Raw genomic sequence first — 13,391 nt, 5'->3', positions numbered from 1 at the left:
CTCGCAACCAAATATCCGCGCCGGCCAGGAAACGCCTGCCGACAGTGACGCTTGCGCGCGGCTGGAAGGACAACGAATGCGTACTCAGGTGGTCATCATCGGCTCCGGCCCGTCGGGCCTTCTACTCGGGCAGCTGCTTGCCAACAGCGGCATCGACAACGTCATCCTCGAGCGCGTCGACCGCGACTACGTGCTCGGCCGCGTCCGCGCCGGCGTGCTCGAGCAGGGCACGGTCGACCTACTCGACGAGGCCGGCGCCGGCGCGCGCATGCATGCCGAAGGCCTGCCGCACGAGGGCATCTCGCTCGCCTTCGACAACCGGCTCCACCGCATCGACCTTGCGTCCCTCACCGGCGGCAAGCGGGTCATGATCTATGGCCAGACCGAGGTGACGCACGACCTGATGGATAGGCGCGAGGCCACGGGCGCCACCACCGTCTACGAGGCAAAGAATGTCCAGCCGCACGATTTCGACGGCGATGCGCCCTATGTCACCTACGAGAAGGACGGCGCCACCCATCGCATCGACTGCGATTTCATCGCCGGCTGCGACGGCTTCCACGGGGTCAGCCGCAAGTCGGTGCCGGAAAGGGCCATCAAGGGCTACGAACGCGCCTATCCGTTCGGCTGGCTCGGCCTGCTCGCCGAGGTGCCGCCGGCCGACCACGAGCTGATCTACGCCAACCATCCGCGTGGTTTCGCGCTCTGTTCGATGCGCTCCACCCACCGCAGCCGCTACTATGTGCAGTGCCCGCTCGACGATCACGTCGAGGACTGGAGCGACGAGCGTTTCTGGGACGAGCTGCGCCGCCGCCTGCCGCCGGAAGCCGCCGCGCGCGTCGTTACCGGGCCGTCCTTCGAGAAGTCGATCGCGCCGCTGCGATCCTTCGTCGCCGAGCCGATGCGCTTCGGCCGCATGTTCCTCGTCGGCGACGCCGCCCACATCGTGCCGCCCACCGGCGCCAAGGGGCTCAACCTCGCCGCCAGCGACGTGCGCTACCTCTTCTGGGGCCTGCGCGAATTCTATCGGGACAAGTCGCAGGCCGGCATCGATGCCTATTCGGCCCGTGCCCTTGCGCGCGTCTGGAAGGCGGTGCGCTTCTCGTGGTGGATGACCACCATGCTGCATCGCTTCCCCGACACCGACGACTTCGGCCAGCGCATCCAGGAGGCCGAACTCGACTATCTCGTGCATTCCGATGCGGCCGCGGCAGCACTTGCCGAAAACTATGTCGGCCTGCCCTATTGAGGGGATTTGGGCCGATCGCATACCCGTCTGGTTATAGGTTGCTCGATTCTTTTCATTTTACATTACCGTTTCGAGCATGACACTTGGCGGGATAGGAGATACCGGGACCGGCGCGCGCGACAGTGCCGGCCCGTATAGACGGAGGAAAAATTGAAGAAGTCCCTTCTGGCCGCGCTTGCGGTCCTGGCCCTTTCCGGCACTGCCTTTGCCGACACGATCAAGGTTGGCGTGGTCGGCCCGTTCTCGGGCCCGTTCGCCATCCAGGGCAAGAACTTCAAGGCCGGCATCGACGCCTGGATGGCGCTCAACGGCAGCAAGGTCGGCGACGACGACATCGAGATCGTCTACCGCGACGTTCCCCAGGCCGATCCGGCCCAGGCCAAGGCGCTGGCGCAGGAACTGGTGGTCAAGGAAGGCGTGCAGTATCTCGCCGGTTTCTACTTCACCCCCGATGCGATGGCCGTAACCCCGCTGCTCGAGCAGGCCAACGTGCCGCTGGTCGTCATGAACGCCGCGACCTCGGCCATCGTCACCAAGAGCCCGCTCGTCGTCCGCACCTCCTTCACCACCTGGCAGACCTCGGCGCCGATGGCCAAGGTCGCCAAGGAGCGCGGCGTCAAGAAGGTCATCACCGTGGTCTCCGACTACGGTCCGGGCGTTGATTCCGAGAATGCCTTCAAGACCACGTTCACCGCCGAAGGCGGTGAGGTCGTCGATTCCATCCGCATGCCGCTGTCGACCAACGATTTCAGCCCGATCATGCAGCGCGTGAAGGACTCTGGCGCCGACGCCGTGTTCGCCTTCCTGCCGTCGGGCCCGACCACGCTCGGCTTCGTCAAGGCCTACAACGACAACGGCCTCGCCAAGGCCGGCGTCAAGTTCCTCGCGCCCGGCGACCTCACCCAGGAAGCCGACCTGCCGGCGCTCGGCCAGGCGGCCGAGGGTCTTCTGACCACCTTCCACTATGCCGTCTCGCACGACTCGGCCGAGAACAAGAAGTTCGTCGAGGCTGCCCGCAAGGCCATCGGCAACCCGGCCGAGCTGTCCTTCCCCGCTGTCGGCGCCTATGACGGCATGCACGTCATCTACAAGATGATCGAGGCCACCGGCGGCGAGCAGGATGCCCAGAAGGCCGTTGACGCGGTCAAGGGCATGGCGTGGGAAAGCCCCCGCGGCTCGGTCTCCATCGATCCCGAAAGCCGCCACATCACGCAGAACATCTATCTGCGCGAGGTCGCCAAGGCCGAGGACGGCACCTACTACAACAAGGAAATCGCGACCTTCGAGAAGCAGGGCGACCCCGGCCTTGCCGCAGTGAAGTAGCAGCGATACGTCAACGACAGAGCCCGGATGCCGCGGCGGCATCCGGGCCACTGCTGGATTGAACGATGCAAACCGTATTCAGCGTTGGGATCGACGCCCTTGCCTACGGCATGGTGCTGTTCGTCATCTCCATCGGACTTTCGGTGACCATGGGCCTGATGCGCGTGGTCAACCTTGCCCACGGCGCCTTCGCCATGATCGGCGGCTACATCGCCTCCTACGCCGCGCAGACGCTCGGCCTTGGCTATGCCGTCGCGGTGCTGGCCGCCGTCGTCGGCACCATCCTGATCGCCATCCCCGTCGAGCGGTTTCTCTATCGCCGCATCTACGGCGCGCCCGAACTCACCCAGGTGCTGATGACCATCGGCATCACCTTCTGCGTCATCGGCATCGCCAATTACGTGTTCGGGCCGACGCTCAAGACCATTCCGTTGCCCGAGACGCTGCGCGGTCCGGTCGACCTCGGCTTCCGCTCCATCGCCGCGCACAAGCTGTTCGCCATCGCCTGCGGCGTCGTGGTGGCCGGTGGCCTCTGGTACCTGATCGAGAAGACCTCCTTCGGCGTCAAGCTGCGCGCCTCGGTCGACAATGCGGCGATGGCTGCCTCGCTCGGCGTTCGCACCAGGATCGTCTATGCCGTGAGCTTCGCCGTTGCCGTCGGCCTCGCTGCCTTCGGTGGCATCGTCGGCGCCGAGCTTTTGCCCATCGAGCCCTATTACGCGCTGCGCTACATGGTCACCTTCCTGGTGGTCGTCTCGGTCGGCGGCGCGGGATCCATCCCCGGCGCGCTGCTCGCCTGCCTTCTGCTCGGCGCGATCGACACCACCGGCCGCTACCTGCTGCCCGAATATGGTGAGTTCTTCTTCTATCTCGCCGTCATAGCGATCGTCTGCGTGTTTCCGCGCGGCCTTCTCGGCAGGAGCAGGTAGATGGCTGCCGTCGAACAAAGCTCCGTCGCCACGCCGGCTGCCGCGCGCCCCAACTGGCTCGTCCGCGATCTGATCGGCCTCGCCGTCATCCTGGCGATCGCTGCCATCGGCTACTTCCTGTTCCCCAATAACCTGGCGCTGCTCACCCGCATCCTGGCGATCGCGCTCCTGGTGCTGTCGATCGACCTGGTCACCGGCTTCTGCGGCATCGCAACCCTCGGCCACGCGGCGCTGTTCGGCGCAGGCGCCTATGCGGCGGGCATCGCCGCCGTGCACTGGGGCATCACCGATCCGCTTTTGATGGTCGTCATCGGCGCTGCCGGCGGCGCGGTTGCGGGCCTCATCTCCGGCGCCGTGATCCTGCGCGGCCACGGGCTGGCGCAACTGGTTCTGTCGATTGCCGTCGTCAACCTGTTCCACGAGGCTGCCAACAAGGCCTCCGCCTATACCGGCGGCAGCGACGGCCTGTCGGGCATCGCGCCCGATCCGATCTTCGGCATGTTCGCCTTCGATCTCTGGGGCCGCACGGCCTACGGTTTCGCGGTCGTGCTGCTCGCCGTCGTCTTCATCCTGCTGCGCCTGTTGACGCGTTCGCCCTTCGGCATGCTCTGCCGCGGCATCAAGGAAGACCCGATCCGCGTCCGCGCCATGGGCGCCTCGGTGCACGGCACGCTGCTCAAGATGTACGTCATCTCCGGCCTGGTCGCCGGCGTCGGCGGCGCGCTCAACGCCATCTCCACCCAGGTGGTCGGCCTCGACTCGCTCAGCTTCACGCTCTCGGCCGAGTCGCTGGTCATGCTGGTGCTCGGCGGCACAGGCTCGCTCTACGGCGCGCTGGTCGGCACCGTCTCCTTCATGTGGTTCGAGGACTTCGTCTCGGCGGCCAATCCGTTCCACTGGCTCACCATCGTCGGCGCGCTGCTCATCGTGGTCGTGCTGTTTGCGCCGCGCGGCCTCTACGGCTCCGCCCTGGCGCTCGTCGATCGCTTCAGGGGTTCCGGCAAATGAGCGCGGTCTTCCAGGTCCAGAACCTCAGGAAGGCCTTCGGCGGCCTGGCCGTCACCCAGGATGTGTCGATCACCATGAACCCGGGCGACCGGGTGGCCCTGATCGGCCCCAACGGCGCCGGCAAGACCACCTTCGTCAACCTGGTCACCGGCCATCTCGTGCCCGATTCCGGTAAGGTCATCCTCGCCGGCAACGACGTCACCAGCATCGGCCCGACGCCGCGCGTCCGCCAGGGCCTGGTGCGTTCGTTCCAGGTGACGCGGCTGTTCCCCGACATGACGCCCGAGGAGCATCTCGCGCTCGCCGTCATGCAGCGCAGCGGCCGCACCGGTGCGATCTTCGGCCACTACCAGGCGAAGGCCGACGTGATGGCCGAGGTCGGCGAACTGCTCGCCGCGCTTGGCCTCGACCACATCGCCACGCGCAAGGTGGCGGAGATCGCCTACGGCCAGCAGCGCCTTCTCGAGATCGCGCTGGCGCTCGCGCTCAAGCCCAAGGTGCTCTTGCTCGACGAGCCCGCCGCCGGCGTGCCGCAGAGCGACACGCCGCGCATCGAGGCCGCGCTCGCCGGCCTGCCATCCGACCTCGCCGTGCTGATGATCGAGCACGACATGGACCTCGTTTTTCGCTTCGCCAAGCGCGTCATCGTGCTCGCCGCCGGTGCCATCATCTTCGACGGCTCGCCTGAGGACGTCACCAAGGATGCGCGTGTGCGCGAAGCCTATCTCGGAAGCTACGCCAATGACCGCAGCGCCGCTTGAAATCGCCGATCTCAGCGCCGGCTATGGCCCGACGCGGGTGCTGGAGAACGTCAGCCTCTCCGTCCCGGCCGGCGCGCGCCTTGCCGTGCTCGGCCGCAACGGCATGGGCAAGACCACGCTGCTCGCCACCATCGCCGGCCAGACCAGGCGCTATGGCGGTTCGATCCGCCTCGGCGGCACCGAGCTGGCGCATCTCGAAAGCTCGTCGCGCGCCCGCAGCGGCCTCGGCTACGTGCCGCAGGCGCGCTGCATCTTCCCGTCGCTGACGGTCGAGGAAAACCTCTTCGTCGGCCTCAAGGACCGCGACCGTTCGGCCATCGAGGAAGCCTACCAGATGTTCCCGCGGCTCAAGGAGCGGCGCAGGAACCTCGGCTCGCAGCTTTCCGGCGGCGAGCAGCAGATGCTGTCCACCGCGCGCACCATCTTGGGCAAGCCGACCGTGCTGCTGCTCGACGAGCCGCTGGAGGGGCTGGCGCCGGTCATCTGCGAGGAACTCATGGCGGCCTTCTCCAGGCTCGCCTCGGGCGGCGAGATGACGGTCGTGCTGGTCGAGCAGCGCATCCAGAGCGCGCTCGATTTCGCCGACCGCGCCGTCATCCTCGAACGCGGCCGCGTCGCCTGGTCGGGCACGCCCGCCGAGCTTGCCGCCCAGCCGGAGGTGGTGGAAAGGCTGCTCGGCGTCGGCGGCCTCCACTGAGCGCTCACAGCGCTGCCGATTCCGCCACCTTGTGCCGCTCTGCCCCTTCCGTCGGCGCCTTGATCCTGAACCAGGCGACATAGAGCGCCGGCAGGAACAGCAGCGTGATCGCCGTGCCGGCGATGATGCCGCCCATCATGGCATAGGCCATCGGCCCCCAGAACACTTCGCGCGCGATGGGGATCAGCGCCAGGCTCGCCGCCGCCGCCGTCAGCGCGATCGGGCGCATGCGGTGTTCCGTCGCCTCGATCACAGCATTCCAGGGATGGACGCCTTCCTTGATCAGGTCCTCGATCTGCACGATCAGGATCACCGAATTGCGGATCAGGATGCCGATCAGCGCCAAGACGCCGAGCAGCGCCACGAAGCCGAGCGGCGCGCCGCTTGGCACCAGTGCCGTCACCACGCCGATCAGCCCGAGCGGCGCCACCGCCACGACCAGGAACAGCCGCTGGAAGCTCTGCAGCTGGATCATCAGCACCGTCGCCATGATGAACAGCATCAGCGGCACAACGGCGATGATCGGCCCCTGGCTGTTGGCGCTTTCCTCCACCGTGCCGCCGGCCGCGACCGCGTAGCCCGCCGGCAGCCCGGCTGAGAACCTGTCGATCGCCGGCCTGAGTTCGGCCGCCACCGTGTCGGGCAGCGCCTTGCCCACGACGCCCGCCTTGACCGTGATGGTGGGCAGGCGGCTGCGCCGCCAGATCGTCGGCTGCTCGAGTTCGTAGCGGAAGTCGGCGACGGTCGCGAGCGGGATGGCCTCGCCGTTGCCGGTCGGGATCTGCAGGTTGCGCAGGGTCTCGATCGAGCCGCGCTCCTTTTCACCCGCGCGCACCACGACATTGATCAGATAGGTCGCGTCGCGCACCTGGGTGATGGTCACGCCGCCCACCACGCTGTTCATGGCGCTGGCGATGTCCTGCGAGGTGATGCCGAGCTGGCGCGCCTTGTCCTGCAGCACGTCGACCTTGAGCACGCGCGACGGCTCGTTCCAGTCGAAGCTCGCGGCCTGCAGCCTAGGATTGGCGGAGATGACGCTCGCCAGCTGCTGCGACAGGCCGCGCACGGTTTCGATCTCGGGGCCGCTGATGCGATATTGCACTGGCCGCCCCACAGGCGGTCCGAGCTCCAGCGTCTTGACGAAGGCATCGGTGCCAACGAACTGCTCGCGCAGGATCTTCTCGATCGCCGCCTGCACCCTGTGCCGGGCCTCGATGTCCCTGGTCACGATGATGGTCTGGCCGAAATAGGGGCTGGCCGGCTGCACGTCGAACGCCAGCACGAAGCGCACCGCACCCTGGCCGACATAGGAACTCCAGTGGTCGATATCCGCGTTGTCCTTGAGCGCGACCTCCTCGAAGCGCTCGATCTGGGCGCGCGTTTCGGCGATCGAGCTGTTCTGCGGCAGGTTCCAGTCGACGATCAGCTCGGAACGGTCCGACGGCGGGAAGAACTGCTGCTGGACGAGCCCGAGGCCGGCCACCGACAGGGCAAACAGCGCGACCGTCGCCAAGATGGTGAGCCAGTGCCGCCGCACCGCCAGGTTCAGCAGGCGCGAGAAGGCCGCCGAGAACCTGCTCGGCCTCGCGTCGTGCTTCTTCATCGTCGCCGGCAGCAGCGTCACGCCCAACAGCGGCGCGAACAGCACCGCCACGATCCACGACAGCAGCAGCGACACCGCAATGACCACGAACAGCGTGTAGGTGTATTCGCCCGCCAGGCTGGTGTTGAGGCCGATGGGGATGAAGCCGGCCACCGTCACCAGCGTGCCCGTCAGCATGGGAAATGCCGTCGAAGTATAGACGTAGGTCGCCGCCTTCCTGAGCGAATCTCCGATCTCCAGCCTGGCCACCATCATCTCGACCGCGATCATCGCGTCGTCGACCAGAAGCCCCAGCGCGATGATCAGGGCGCCGAGCGACACGCGCTGCAGCGAAATGCCGAGATAGGCCATGACCAGGAAGGTGATCGCCAGCACCAGCGGGATCGACAGCGCCACGACCAGTCCGGCGCGCAGGCCGAGGCTGATGAAGGAGACGGCGAGCACGATCGCCACCGCCTCGAACAGCGCCCGGGTGAAACCCGACACCGCCTCCTCGACGATCAGCGGCTGGTCGGCGACCAGGTTCACGCCGACGCCGATCGGCAGCTCCGCCGTCACCCCATCCATCAGCTTTTCGAGTGCTGCGCCGAACTCCAGAAGGTTGGCGTTGGGCTTCATGCCGATGGCCAGCCCGATGGCGGGCTGGCCGTTGACACGGAACAGCGCCGTCGGCGGATCGACATAGCCGCGGCTGATGGTTGCCACGTCGCTCAGGCGGAAGAAGCGGTCGTTGACCTTGAGGTTGATCGACCTCAGGCTCTCCTCCGAGGTGAACTGGCCGCCGACGCGCACGGCGATGCGCTCCTCGCCCGCCTGGATCACGCCGGAAGGCGAGATCGCGTTCTGCGCCTGCAGGCTGGCCACGATGGCGTGCTGGTCGAGCCCGAGGGCCGCGATCTGGCGGGTGGAGAACTCGAGATAGATGACCTCGTCCTGCGCGCCGATCAGCTCGACCTTGCCGGCGTTGGGGATGGTCAGCACGCGGCTGCGGACCATCTCGACGTAGTCGCGCAGCTGGCGCATCGTCAGCCCGTCGGCGGTGAAGCCGTAGATGTTGCCGAACACGTCGCCGAAACGGTCGTTGAAGAACGGTCCCTGCACGCCTTCCGGGAAGTAGGGCCTCAGGTCGTTGATCATGTTGCGCACCTGCACCCAGGTGGGCTCGACGTCGCGCGCCTTGGTCGTCTGCTTCAGGTTGACGAAGATGATGGTCTGGCCGGCGGTCGTGACGCTGCGCGAGAAGTCGAGGCTCTCGAGCTCCTCGAGCTTCTTCTCGATCCGGTCGGTCACCTGCCTGGTGGTCTCGTCGACCGACGCGCCGGGCCAGTTGGCCTGGATCAGCATGGTCTTGATGGTGAAGCTGGGATCTTCCTCGCGGCCGAGGTTGAGATAGGCGAACACGCCGGCGACCATGAAGATCAGCATGAAGTACCAGACCAGCGAACGGTGGCCCAGCGCCCAGTCGGAGAGATTGAAATCCTTCACCTCACGCTCCTTCCGGTATCCGTACCTTCTGGCCGTCGCTCAGGCTGTTGACGCCTGCCGTCACCACCCGCGCCCCTGCCGAAATCCCGCCGGCGGTGAACTTGCCGGCATCTCTCGCCAGCACCTCGACCGCCTGGAGGCTGACTGTCGATGCCGCCGGGTCGACGACCCAGACATAGCTCTTGCCGTCCCTTTCGAGCAGCGCCGACAGCGGCAGGTCGATGCTCTCGTCGGCCTTGGCCAGCATCGTCGCCGTCACGGTCGATCCGAGATGGAAGGCGGTGGGGGGAGCGTCGAGCGCCAGCCGCACGCGCCGCGTCCGGGTCGAGGCGTCGGCCTGCGGCGCGATCTCGCGAATCTGAGCGGCCGTGCGCAGCGACGGCACCGATTGCAGCGACACCTCGAAGGCTTCGCCCTGCTTCAGGGCCGCCGCCATCTGGTCGGGAATGTCCACCACGGCCTCGCGTTTGTCCGACCGGGCCACCGTCACCACCATCTGCCCCGGCGATACCGTCTGGCCGACTTCCGCGCCGACGGCGGTCACCACGCCGTCGAAGTCGGAGAACAGGCGGGCATAGCCGAGCTGCTCCTGCGCCTTGGCCAGCGCCGCGCGGGCGCGTTCGACGTTGGCTGCGGCGGAATCGAGCGCCTGCCTGGCCGAATCGTAGACCGCCTGCGAGGTGTTGGCTTCGGAGAGCAGGGTCCGCTGGCGCTCCTCGCTGGCCGAGGCGTTGGCGAATTGCGCCTCGGCGGAGGAAAGGTCGGCGCGCGCCGATTGCGCCGCCAGCTCGAGCGACAACGGGTCGATCGCTGCAAGCGTCGTGCCCTTCTTCACCGTGTCGCCGACGCCCACGTCGCGCGCCACCAGCTGTCCGAGCACGCGAAAGGCCAGCTCGGCGGAGAATTCCGGCTGGATCGTCCCGACGAAATCCTGCGCGCCGTGGGCGTGCGGTTCGGCCAGCTGCGACAGCACCGGCCGGACGATCTCCCCGGCCGGTTCGTTCGGGCTCTCGCTGCAGGCTGCCAGCGCCAACGCGCCTGTCAGCCAGATGCACGTCGCAAGGGCCCTCATCGTGCCACCTCCACCACCTGGCCGGGGCTCAGCAGTTGCCCGCCCCGGGCGACCACCTGTTGGCCGGGCTCCAGCCCCTTCGTCACTACCGCTATGCCGGAGGCGAAGGCCGCCACTTCCACCGGAACCAGCGTCACCGCCCGGCTGGCCGGGTCGACCGTCCATACCGCCGGCCTGCCAGCGTCCGACATCAGCGACTGCCACGGCAGGACGATCGCCTTCTGCGCCTTGGCGGTTATCGTGCCGGTGACTGCGGCGCCGAGCGGCATGCCGGCTGGCGTGTCCGGGACCGCCACCTTGACGCGGATCGAGCCGGAGGCCGGATCGACCGCCGGCGACACCTCGCGCACCTCGCCGTTGGCCTCGATGCTGGGGTCGGAGACGAGGGCGATCTTCACCACCGGCGCGACCGGCGTCCGGGCGATCATCGCCTCGTCGACGTTGAACACGGCGTCGCGGTCGCCGTCCTCGGCGATGCTGAACGCGGTCTGCGCCGCCTGCACCACCTGGCCGACCTCGACCATGCGCGCCGTCACCACCCCGGCAGCACTCGCCTTGAGCTCGGTATAGGTCAGCCGGTCCCTGGCATTGTCGAGTTGGCTCCGGGCCTGGTCGACGCCTCCCTGGGCCACCCGCATCGATTGCTCGGCGAGGTCGTATTCGCGCCGCGTCGTGAAGCCCTGGGCCAGAAGCGTCTTCTGTCGATCGAAGGCTGCCGACGCCTGCCGGAACTGGGCGTCGGCCGCATCGAGGCTCGCCTGCGCAGCGCGCACGTCCGACTGCTGCTCCTGCGGGTCGATCCGCGCCAGCACCTGTCCCTTTTCGACGCGCTGGCCGATATCGGCCGAGCGTTCGCCGACCCGGCCGCCGACCTGGAAAGACAGTTTGTTCAGCGTCCGCGCCGCGATCACGCCGGTCAGCGTCGCGGTCGGCGCATAGTCGGAGACCTGCACTTCGACGGCGCTGACCATGACGGGCTGGCGCGGCGCTTCCGCCTGTGGCTGGCAGGCGGCGACAGGTAGCACGAGGGACAGCGCCAGCATGCGGAGGGTGTGTGCACCTGCGGCGTCAGCGCCACGCTTGGTCGGGTGTGCCTGAGCCATGGCCGTGTCCCCCAAATCGCCTTGCCCCACGCTACGCTGGCAGCAGGCGCTCGGCAACAAAGTACCGCCGTTCTTGAATGGCCGCCGGGGCGGGACTAGCATCCGAGCGCAGCGCGGGACCTGCTGCGGCTCGTTCGGCTCGGGCTGGGAACCTGAGCGATTTCCGCGCGTTGTGGGTCGCGTTCATCCTGGAGGCTGCCATGGACCGCATGTTGTTCGACCATTCCGTCAACGTCCGGATCGGGCCCGAAAGCACCCGGCGCGAGGTCACGTCCGTCAAGGGCGCCTATGAGGCGCTGGTCGACTGGCCGCATACCAAGCGCGCCGGCCCGTTCTACCGCGAGGCGGTCGAGGTGGTCTCGGCCGCCCTTGCCGGGACCCGCACGCGCGAAGCCGCGCGGCGGGCCTTCATCGCTGCCGCGGAAGAAATCGGCATCCTGGTTTCATGACCGGCTGAAGGAGCCGGCGGGCAGGGCGGGTCCTGTGGCCGGTGCGGCCTGCCGTTGGGCGCGCTGGCTGAGCCATACGCTGCCGAGCACCACGGCCATGCCGAGGATCTGTGCCGCGCTCAGCGACTGGCCGAGCACCGACCAGCCGAGGATGACGGCCGTCATCGGGCTCAGGAAGCCGAGCGGGGAGACGACGGAGGGTTCGAGCCTGGCGATGCCGCGGAACCAGACGATGTAGGTGAGCGCTGCCCCGATCAGGCCGAGCCAGGCGAGCCCGAGCACATTGTCCGTTGTCAGCGACGGCAGGGCCGGCTCTTGCAGCAGGGCGACTGGAAGCAGCAGCAGCCCGCCGGCGGTGAGCTGCCAGGCCGTGAAAGTCAGCGGCGAAACCGGCGGCTGCCAGCGGCGGCTGAGCACGGTGCCGGCCGCCATCGAAACCGCGCCGCCGAGGCCCGCCGCGATGCCGATCGGGTCGAGCGCCGCATTCGGCGTCAGGATCAGCAGTGCTACCCCGCCCATGCCGGCAATCGCCGCGACGATCGCCAGCGGCCTGATCGTGGTGCCGAGCAGGGCGCGGGAGAGCAGGATGACGATCAGCGGCTGGATCGCCCCGACGGTTGCCGCCACGCCGCCCGGCAGCCTGTAGGCCGAGATGAACAGCAGCCACCAGAACACCGAGAAGTTCAGCGCGCCGAGCAGAAGCACCCGCGCCCACCAGATGCCCTGCGGCAGTTTGCGGACGAAGAGCAGCAGCAGAAGGCCTGCGGGCAGGGCGCGCAGCATGGCCACCGTCAGCGGATAGCCTGCCGGGAGGAACTCGGTGGTCACCAGATAGGTGCTGCCCCAGATGGCGGGGGCCAGCGCGGTCAGCAGGAGGTCGGAGTTTCGGGACATGGGGATTGTCTCCACATCAAATATCTTGACATCAAGATAAGGCCATTTCTCTTGACGTCAAGATATTATTTGGAGAGGGTTGCGGCATGGATCGCGTCGACGACATTCTTGCCCAGTGGAACCGCGAAAGGCCCGACCTCGACGTCGCGCCGATGGGCCTGATCGGCCGTATCTCGCGGCTCGCCCAGCATCTCGGGCGCGAGATGGAAAAGACCTTCGCGCGCCACGGGCTGAACTATGCGAGCTTCGACGTGCTGGCGACGTTGCGCCGCTCCGGCCCGCCCCATGCGCTGTCGCCGGGCGACCTCTCCGCCACCATGATGATCACCTCGGGCACCATGACCAACCGTGTCGACCAGCTGGAAAAGGCCGGTCTGGTCGAGCGCCGGCTCAACCCGGACGACCGCCGCAGCTTCATCGTCTCCTTGACCGAAAAGGGCTTTGCCACCATCGACGCGGCCGTCACCGACCATGTCGCGACCCAGACGCGCATCGTCGAAACGCTCGCCCCTGACGAACGCACCGTGCTGAATGTACTGCTCAGCAAGTTCCTGGTCGGCTTCGAGAGCGAGTGACGCTGGTGGGTGAAGGTTGGCGCTGCCCCTCATCCCCTGCCGGACCTTCTCCCCGTCAGGACGGGGAGAAGGAGACTGGCCCGATGCCAGCGCCCGCTCTTGCGGTGACGAGGGACGGCTGACCGCAGCGATTTTCCCTTTTTGAGGAGATCGGTATTCTTCTTGAGAAGCGGAGAAGGACGGAGCTCTACGCTGACGTCCCCCTCTCCCCGTTCTTCACGGGGAGAGGGTAAGGGTGAGGGG

The 13,391-nt window shown here is 67.4% G+C and carries 12 protein-coding genes; 8 read left to right on the top strand and 4 right to left on the bottom strand.

Translation table 11 applies throughout. From position 1 onward, the window contains the following. Positions 1-76: 76 nt before the first annotated feature. The 6 genes from pobA to AmiPiv_RS22970 all read left to right on the top strand — a co-directional run bounded on the left by pobA (position 77) and on the right by AmiPiv_RS22970 (position 5,967). Positions 77-1,249: a 4-hydroxybenzoate 3-monooxygenase gene (gene pobA / locus AmiPiv_RS22995; protein WP_340041246.1), complete on the top strand. Its 1,173-nt coding sequence runs from the start codon at positions 77-79 to the stop codon at positions 1,247-1,249. Positions 1,250-1,399: 150 nt separating this feature from the next. Continuing rightward, positions 1,400-2,572 (top strand): ABC transporter substrate-binding protein, encoded by a 1,173-nt coding sequence (locus AmiPiv_RS22990; RefSeq protein ID WP_340041244.1) that lies wholly within the window; start codon positions 1,400-1,402, stop codon positions 2,570-2,572. A gap of 65 nt (positions 2,573-2,637) precedes the next feature. Next, a complete protein-coding gene (locus AmiPiv_RS22985) occupies positions 2,638-3,501 on the top strand; it encodes a branched-chain amino acid ABC transporter permease (RefSeq protein ID WP_340041242.1) in 864 nt (287 codons plus the stop codon). Beyond that, positions 3,502-4,509, top strand: a complete 1,008-nt coding sequence (locus AmiPiv_RS22980) for a branched-chain amino acid ABC transporter permease (protein ID WP_340041240.1) — start codon at positions 3,502-3,504, stop codon at positions 4,507-4,509. Further along, on the top strand, positions 4,506-5,270 hold the full coding sequence (locus AmiPiv_RS22975) for an ABC transporter ATP-binding protein (protein WP_340041238.1): 765 nt from the start codon (positions 4,506-4,508) through the stop codon (positions 5,268-5,270). The genes AmiPiv_RS22980 and AmiPiv_RS22975 overlap by 4 nt, the downstream gene beginning before the upstream one ends. Further along, a complete protein-coding gene (locus tag AmiPiv_RS22970; protein ID WP_340041236.1) occupies positions 5,251-5,967 on the top strand; it encodes an ABC transporter ATP-binding protein in 717 nt (238 codons plus the stop codon). The genes AmiPiv_RS22975 and AmiPiv_RS22970 overlap by 20 nt, the downstream gene beginning before the upstream one ends. Positions 5,968-5,971: 4 nt before the next feature. Here AmiPiv_RS22970 and AmiPiv_RS22965 read toward each other — a convergent pair whose 3' ends face one another. The 3 genes from AmiPiv_RS22965 to AmiPiv_RS22955 all read right to left on the bottom strand — a co-directional run bounded on the left by AmiPiv_RS22965 (position 5,972) and on the right by AmiPiv_RS22955 (position 11,230). After that, positions 5,972-8,995, bottom strand: a complete 3,024-nt coding sequence (locus AmiPiv_RS22965) for an efflux RND transporter permease subunit (RefSeq protein ID WP_340041305.1) — start codon at positions 8,993-8,995, stop codon at positions 5,972-5,974. Positions 8,996-9,056: 61 nt separating this feature from the next. After that, on the bottom strand, positions 9,057-10,127 hold the full coding sequence (locus tag AmiPiv_RS22960) for an efflux RND transporter periplasmic adaptor subunit (RefSeq protein ID WP_340041234.1): 1,071 nt from the start codon (positions 10,125-10,127) through the stop codon (positions 9,057-9,059). Next, positions 10,124-11,230 (bottom strand): efflux RND transporter periplasmic adaptor subunit, encoded by a 1,107-nt coding sequence (locus tag AmiPiv_RS22955; protein WP_340041232.1) that lies wholly within the window; start codon positions 11,228-11,230, stop codon positions 10,124-10,126. Before AmiPiv_RS22955 ends, AmiPiv_RS22960 begins: the two co-directional genes overlap by 4 nt. 200 nt (positions 11,231-11,430) lie before the next feature. On the opposite strand from AmiPiv_RS22955, the gene AmiPiv_RS22950 reads away from it, so the two are divergent. After that, entirely contained in the window at positions 11,431-11,679 is a 249-nt protein-coding gene (locus AmiPiv_RS22950; RefSeq protein ID WP_340041230.1) for a DUF982 domain-containing protein, read from the top strand. Here AmiPiv_RS22950 and AmiPiv_RS22945 read toward each other — a convergent pair. Next, positions 11,674-12,573 (bottom strand): EamA family transporter, encoded by a 900-nt coding sequence (locus tag AmiPiv_RS22945; protein WP_340041228.1) that lies wholly within the window; start codon positions 12,571-12,573, stop codon positions 11,674-11,676. The two genes, AmiPiv_RS22950 and AmiPiv_RS22945, sit on opposite strands and share 6 nt — an antisense overlap. Positions 12,574-12,659: 86 nt before the next feature. Between AmiPiv_RS22945 and AmiPiv_RS22940 the strand changes: the two genes are divergently transcribed. Then, on the top strand, positions 12,660-13,148 hold the full coding sequence (locus tag AmiPiv_RS22940) for a MarR family winged helix-turn-helix transcriptional regulator (RefSeq protein ID WP_340041226.1): 489 nt from the start codon (positions 12,660-12,662) through the stop codon (positions 13,146-13,148). Positions 13,149-13,391: the final 243 nt, after the last annotated feature.

This window comes from Aminobacter sp. Piv2-1 (assembly GCF_037625995.1).
In the GTDB taxonomy this organism is placed as follows: Bacteria; Pseudomonadota; Alphaproteobacteria; order Rhizobiales; family Rhizobiaceae; genus Aminobacter.
Note: the sequence above shows the minus strand (reverse complement) of the source record. Positions and strands in the feature narration are given on the sequence as shown.

Excerpts from the sequence above, each read along its gene's own strand:
- AmiPiv_RS22940 (WP_340041226.1), top strand. The coding sequence starts at position 12,660 with ATGGATCGCGTCGACGACATTCTTGCCCAGTGGAACCGCGAAAGGCCC.
- AmiPiv_RS22985 (WP_340041242.1), top strand. The coding sequence starts at position 2,638 with ATGCAAACCGTATTCAGCGTTGGGATCGACGCCCTTGCCTACGGCATG.
- AmiPiv_RS22960 (WP_340041234.1), bottom strand. The coding sequence starts at position 10,127 with ATGAGGGCCCTTGCGACGTGCATCTGGCTGACAGGCGCGTTGGCGCTG.
- AmiPiv_RS22955 (WP_340041232.1), bottom strand. The coding sequence starts at position 11,230 with ATGGCTCAGGCACACCCGACCAAGCGTGGCGCTGACGCCGCAGGTGCA.
- pobA (WP_340041246.1), top strand. The coding sequence starts at position 77 with ATGCGTACTCAGGTGGTCATCATCGGCTCCGGCCCGTCGGGCCTTCTA.
- AmiPiv_RS22980 (WP_340041240.1), top strand. The coding sequence starts at position 3,502 with ATGGCTGCCGTCGAACAAAGCTCCGTCGCCACGCCGGCTGCCGCGCGC.
- AmiPiv_RS22970 (WP_340041236.1), top strand. The coding sequence starts at position 5,251 with ATGACCGCAGCGCCGCTTGAAATCGCCGATCTCAGCGCCGGCTATGGC.
- AmiPiv_RS22950 (WP_340041230.1), top strand. The coding sequence starts at position 11,431 with ATGGACCGCATGTTGTTCGACCATTCCGTCAACGTCCGGATCGGGCCC.
- AmiPiv_RS22945 (WP_340041228.1), bottom strand. The coding sequence starts at position 12,573 with ATGTCCCGAAACTCCGACCTCCTGCTGACCGCGCTGGCCCCCGCCATC.
- AmiPiv_RS22975 (WP_340041238.1), top strand. The coding sequence starts at position 4,506 with ATGAGCGCGGTCTTCCAGGTCCAGAACCTCAGGAAGGCCTTCGGCGGC.
- AmiPiv_RS22965 (WP_340041305.1), bottom strand. The coding sequence starts at position 8,995 with ATGCTGATCTTCATGGTCGCCGGCGTGTTCGCCTATCTCAACCTCGGC.